Annotated in this window: 7 protein-coding genes; 4 read left to right on the top strand and 3 right to left on the bottom strand. The window is 43.9% G+C overall.

What is annotated here, in order from left to right; translation table 11 throughout:
• The 4 genes from J7J01_09795 to J7J01_09810 all read left to right on the top strand — a co-directional run.
• Positions 1–234: hypothetical protein (locus J7J01_09795; GenBank protein MCD6211152.1), on the top strand; the 234-nt coding region annotated here is incomplete at its 5' end.
• Between the two features lie 50 nt (positions 235–284).
• Positions 285–602: a hypothetical protein gene (locus tag J7J01_09800; GenBank protein MCD6211153.1), complete on the top strand. Its 318-nt coding sequence runs from the start codon at positions 285–287 to the stop codon at positions 600–602.
• Positions 603–624: 22 nt separating this feature from the next.
• Positions 625–1,695, top strand: a complete 1,071-nt coding sequence (locus tag J7J01_09805; protein ID MCD6211154.1) for a cobalt-precorrin-5B (C(1))-methyltransferase — start codon at positions 625–627, stop codon at positions 1,693–1,695.
• 267 nt (positions 1,696–1,962) lie between these two features.
• Positions 1,963–2,190, top strand: coding sequence for a DUF167 domain-containing protein (locus tag J7J01_09810; protein MCD6211155.1), 228 nt, complete (start codon positions 1,963–1,965; stop codon positions 2,188–2,190).
• Between the two features lie 91 nt (positions 2,191–2,281).
• Here the strand turns inward: J7J01_09810 and J7J01_09815 are convergent, their stop codons facing one another.
• The 3 genes from J7J01_09815 to J7J01_09825 all read right to left on the bottom strand — a co-directional run bounded on the left by J7J01_09815 (position 2,282) and on the right by J7J01_09825 (position 4,559).
• Positions 2,282–2,830: a hypothetical protein gene (locus tag J7J01_09815; GenBank protein ID MCD6211156.1), complete on the bottom strand. Its 549-nt coding sequence runs from the start codon at positions 2,828–2,830 to the stop codon at positions 2,282–2,284.
• Positions 2,831–2,921: 91 nt separating this feature from the next.
• Positions 2,922–3,938, bottom strand: a complete 1,017-nt coding sequence (locus J7J01_09820) for a hypothetical protein (protein MCD6211157.1) — start codon at positions 3,936–3,938, stop codon at positions 2,922–2,924.
• A gap of 174 nt (positions 3,939–4,112) precedes the next feature.
• Positions 4,113–4,559 carry a hypothetical protein gene (locus J7J01_09825; protein MCD6211158.1) on the bottom strand — a complete coding sequence of 149 codons (447 nt, stop codon included), beginning with the start codon at positions 4,557–4,559 and terminating at the stop codon, positions 4,113–4,115.
• Positions 4,560–4,709: the final 150 nt, after the last annotated feature.

Raw genomic sequence — 4,709 nt, forward strand, 5'->3', positions numbered from 1 at the left:
AACTTAAGACTTATTCATGGTAAAATCCTTGCATTGCTCGGTCGTGAGTATGAGCAGATGTATTGCACCATTTATGGACGAAAGTCTGTACGAACTACTGGAGGTCATGACAATGCAAAAGCGAAGGCAACCGTTACTCCACGTCATCTTCTTTTTCATGCTAAATCAAATCAAGACAAAAGGAGGAATAAAATGTACGAACATGAAATGCAATGCAAGGTGAATCTTATTTGACAGGTCCATAGCTTTCCAAAAAGCTAAAATAGTATCTTTAAAATATTTAAATGCGGAATATATGTTATAACATAGGAAACATAGGATACGATGACGATAGAGATAGACAGCGCAACTGTAGTGAAATCAATCGCTATGGTCGTCGCAGCCGTTCTTGTATTAGCTGTGGCAATTACGCTTATGCCGATTTACTTGAGCTTACTCCCTGGAAAAGGACGTTTTTAGTGATTGATAGGGCTGTATTGGTGATAGGGATATACGTATTGGTAGTAGCAGGCTTAAAACTATGGGGTGGGGTGAAGAAAGAGAAAGCGAACGCAGTAGAACTTGACTTAAACGTCTCTGCAGTGCTCGCGAGGGATGGGTAGTGGTAGTGGTAGTGTTTTGTAAATGATAGACCCTGTATCTGGGAAGGAATATCCGGAAGAACTCATAAAAGCAGCGGCGAAGATAAACGGTATCCGTTATGATGCCTTAATCGAGCAGATAAAAAGAGGAAGGGTGGTCCTGCTCGAAGATGGCGGAATCCTCAAACGAGGCTATACAACAGGAACTTGCGCTACTGCGGCATCAAAAGCTGCTGCTCTTCTGCTTGCGGGTGAAGAAGTGAAAAAAGTAGAAATTACAACTCCGGTTGGCGTAAAAGCGGAGCTGAAAGTAGAAAATGCTGATAAAGAAGATTGTATTGCCTGTGTTCGTGTAGATTCCGGCGATTACAAAGGGGACACATTCAATGGAATGCTTATCTGTGCAAAGGCGAGACGTTTTCCCGTATTCTCCATAAGAGCGGGCAGGGGTATAGGGATACTAAAAAGAGCAGGATTTGGTAAAGTCGGCGTGCCGGATATATATCCACACATCCTGAAGAATATAGAAGCGAACGTGAAGGAAGTGCTGTCCTGTGGTGTAGAGATAGAGATTTTCGTGCCTGAGGGGGAGAGGATAGCGAAAAATACGGTTCTCCCTAAACTGGGAATAGAAGGTGGAATACCCATTTTCGGTGCTTCCGGATTCATCGAGCCATACACTGACGAGTGCTACAAGTATGCCCTGGACGTTCTCATAGCAGATAAAAAGGAGATCATAGGCATCAGCACGGGAGAGAAGAGCAAGAGGATAGCAGTAGAAAAGCTGAACTTCCCCGAGGACAAAATTGTAGTTGCCGGTAATTTCGTGTGCTACGCAATAGAGAAATCAAAAGCGAAGAGGAAGGTGATATTCACGATGCCCGCGAAGATCTGTGATATGTTGGGTATTGATGCTCATAGCTATTTCGATTTTGAGTTCAGCAGCGTTGGAGAGCTTGTTGAACGACTGAAGAAAGCAAATTATGAGCGGCTGAGCGCTTTCTTCGGCACTCTTGCAGAAGATTTGTCTCGAAAAACCGATGCTGACGTTTATGTGTTCGATAACAGTGGGGATATATTGGGATACTTTTCTCGAACGGGAAAAGATGAATGAACAAGCTCTCTCATGTCCAACTACCGAAATCCCGCCAGATGTATAAGGTAAAAAACCTATCTTTTCAACACATAAAGTCATATGAGTGGAACAACGAAGAATCCAAATCTCCATCGAGCTAAATCTATTATCGTAGATGAACAGGTGATTAAATCTCCTATTCTTGGATATTTTGAGTATTCCACTGATAACTGGCGAGTGGATTAAAGTATCTATAAAAAGCTTAAATATCTATGCTAACTAAATACGAGCTGGTTATGGAATAGAATGAAAACGATTGAGATAAAAGTCATTCCGAACTCAAATGAGGAGGCGGTAATAGAAGCGGAACAGTTAGTAGTAGTGCGAGTAAAAGAGCCACCAACAAGAGGCAAAGCAAACAAAGCGGTAGTCAAACTATTGTCGCGATACTTCAACGCCAATGTGAGAATCGTTTCGGGCACGAAAAGCAGGCGTAAAATTGTGGCGATAGAGGAGGTAGAGGTAGTGGACTAATACAAAAATTAGCGTTTAACAGAATGTTCCTATGTCGCGTGTACAAAAACAAAAAATAAAAGGGTTGGTTGGTACGCTGCCCGTACCTCTTTCATATTCGCCTCTTTACCGGCTGCGGGGGTAGCATAGCAAGCAGTACCCGGTATTCTCCTATATACGCGCCCTTATACATACTCAGTGTACCTTCGCCTATCCTCGTGCCCTCATACTGCATAACTGTGATACTGATATGCCCCGCCCTCTCCCGTGTCAACCCAGATACATTCATGAGGTCTGCACTGACAGTTCTATTCCCGGTTGTGATATTATCAAGTCTGTAAAGCTCATCACCAACACGTAAACGACCGCGATAGCGGGGTCTTTCTTTCGCTATCGCTGCCTTTAGCTCCTTTAGGCTCGTGTTCGCACCTATATATTCCATGATCTCTCTCGGCTTTGGCTCTCTCGCTTTGATCACCTGTACCCTGAGCACGTGGAATTCATCACCGTTCAGAACAAACCCATGCCCTGAATAAACGACCGCCACCGGTACTTTGGACCTGGGCATCGCTGTGACAGATACCGTTATTATTCCGCTGACGATACTCAGAACTACCACTGCCGCGATAGACATCCCCACCAACTTTTTTATGTATCCCATTTCTCTTTACTTCACCTCCGATTTTTATCTTCTTCTGAACGATATAAAAAGCCATAACAGTACCAATAGTTCAAATAACTGTTCAAAACGTTCATTTCTTGCCCTTGCCCCCTAAAAACCACTTTGATAGTTCTATTACGTTCGTTCTGCCCCATTCTTTCTTGTTTATTATGTTCCTTCTCTCAAGGTTGCGGAGGATACCTGTCAGTGAGGATTTTGGTATCCCGGTCTCGTATCTCAGGTCTGCCTGGGTCATCTCCCCGTTATGCTTCAACAGCGCATTCACTATCCCTCGCTCCCTCTCTGTTAGTGTCTCCATTATTCGCATCATATCGCTGCTAATCTCGATTCCTGTCCCTTTCCTGCCATCCCTGTCCGCCTTATACTCTTCCGCACCCCCTATCGCACTTCGCTTCTTCGTGAAGTAAAAGTAGAAATATAGCACCAATAACGCAGTTAGAACAGCGATAGTCACGATGATAAGCAGTAGCAGTGGTTGCATAATAGTAATGTTAGTGTTAGTATCACCCTTACCAGGCTGTTCAGGCTGCTCAAGCTGTTCCTGATATTCTATCTCAGTCGTCGGGCTTTCAACATCGTAACCCTGGACATCAATAACAAAAGAGCCATTTGATACTGTTACGAAGTACTGCATTGTAGGCGAGCAATTTATCCTGCCCAATCGTATGACATCGGGCAAATAGAAGACCGTGTGATAATCAGTATAATAGGCACATGAGGAGAATCTCAACGTCCAGTCAGCGCCTGATTTGTCCGTTAATTCGTCTGTGAGGGCATATAACTGTTTTGTATCGTTATCGTAGATATATTCTGAGTTCTGTAAGAAAGAGAGACTCGCAACTGCATCAGGCTCTATATAACCTGTCACAAGTGCTTTACCCGATTCATCCACATATATCTCCAGTATGAGCTGCTTGAAATACCCCTCATCTGCTACTACCGCTGCTGCCTCATTACCGTCTTCAATACTCAACCCACACACCACACACACTATACCTGAGACAAAGATGAGAACAAGAACAAGAACAAGCAGAGGTACAAGTACAAATGGAAGGCAAAGTATCATCCTTAACATTGGCTCATCCATAATAGTAAGTTTCTCAGGTTTGCCCTCCACAACACTACATCTTTGTGCCATTTTAGGGTAGTCCTGGCAGTCTTTCTGGGGTCTTTCTTTACAGATCGGTTAAGTTAAGAAATAAGATGAAATGAAAAAATAAAAGAGAGGTGGTCTTTTATTTGCTACCACCCTTATTCCAGCTCAACATGCTATATATGTCCCTGTGCCATTCAGTCTTGCTGAACCAGTGCCTTTCGCGGTCAGTGCTCCATTCTGAGCATGGAGTTCCACGAGTATATCACTCCCTGTTATGACTACGCTGCCCGTACCTCTGTAGAGCCATCTGTGCTCACCCAATTCCTTCCTGTATCCAAAGCCGGTAGCTGTTATCTCTATATCACCGTAATTATCTGTTACTACAAGCACGCCTCGTTTGCACATCATGTCTACAGTCCCATTCAGGGTGATTGAGACATTGCCGTATCCCCTGGCTAACAGTTTCCCGGTTCCATCCAGCGTGACTTCTCCGGTTCCATGCCCACTGTACGCATTTACCGCGGACGCTATCGCCAGTAAGAAGACTGCTATCGCCACCATCGTACCAACTTTCTTCGCCCACATGCGCAACAACCTTTTTATGCGTCTCATTTCTCTTTACCTCCGGTTTGATCTTCTTTTGAACGATATAAAAAGCCATAGCAGTACCAATAGTTCAAATAACTGTTCAAAACGTTCGTATGTTACACTCACCCGTTAAAAACCTCCTTGATAGTTCTATTACGTTCATTACGTTCGTCC

The sequence above is a fragment of the Methanophagales archaeon genome (assembly GCA_021159465.1).
Taxonomy (GTDB): Archaea; Halobacteriota; Syntropharchaeia; order Alkanophagales; family Methanospirareceae; genus G60ANME1.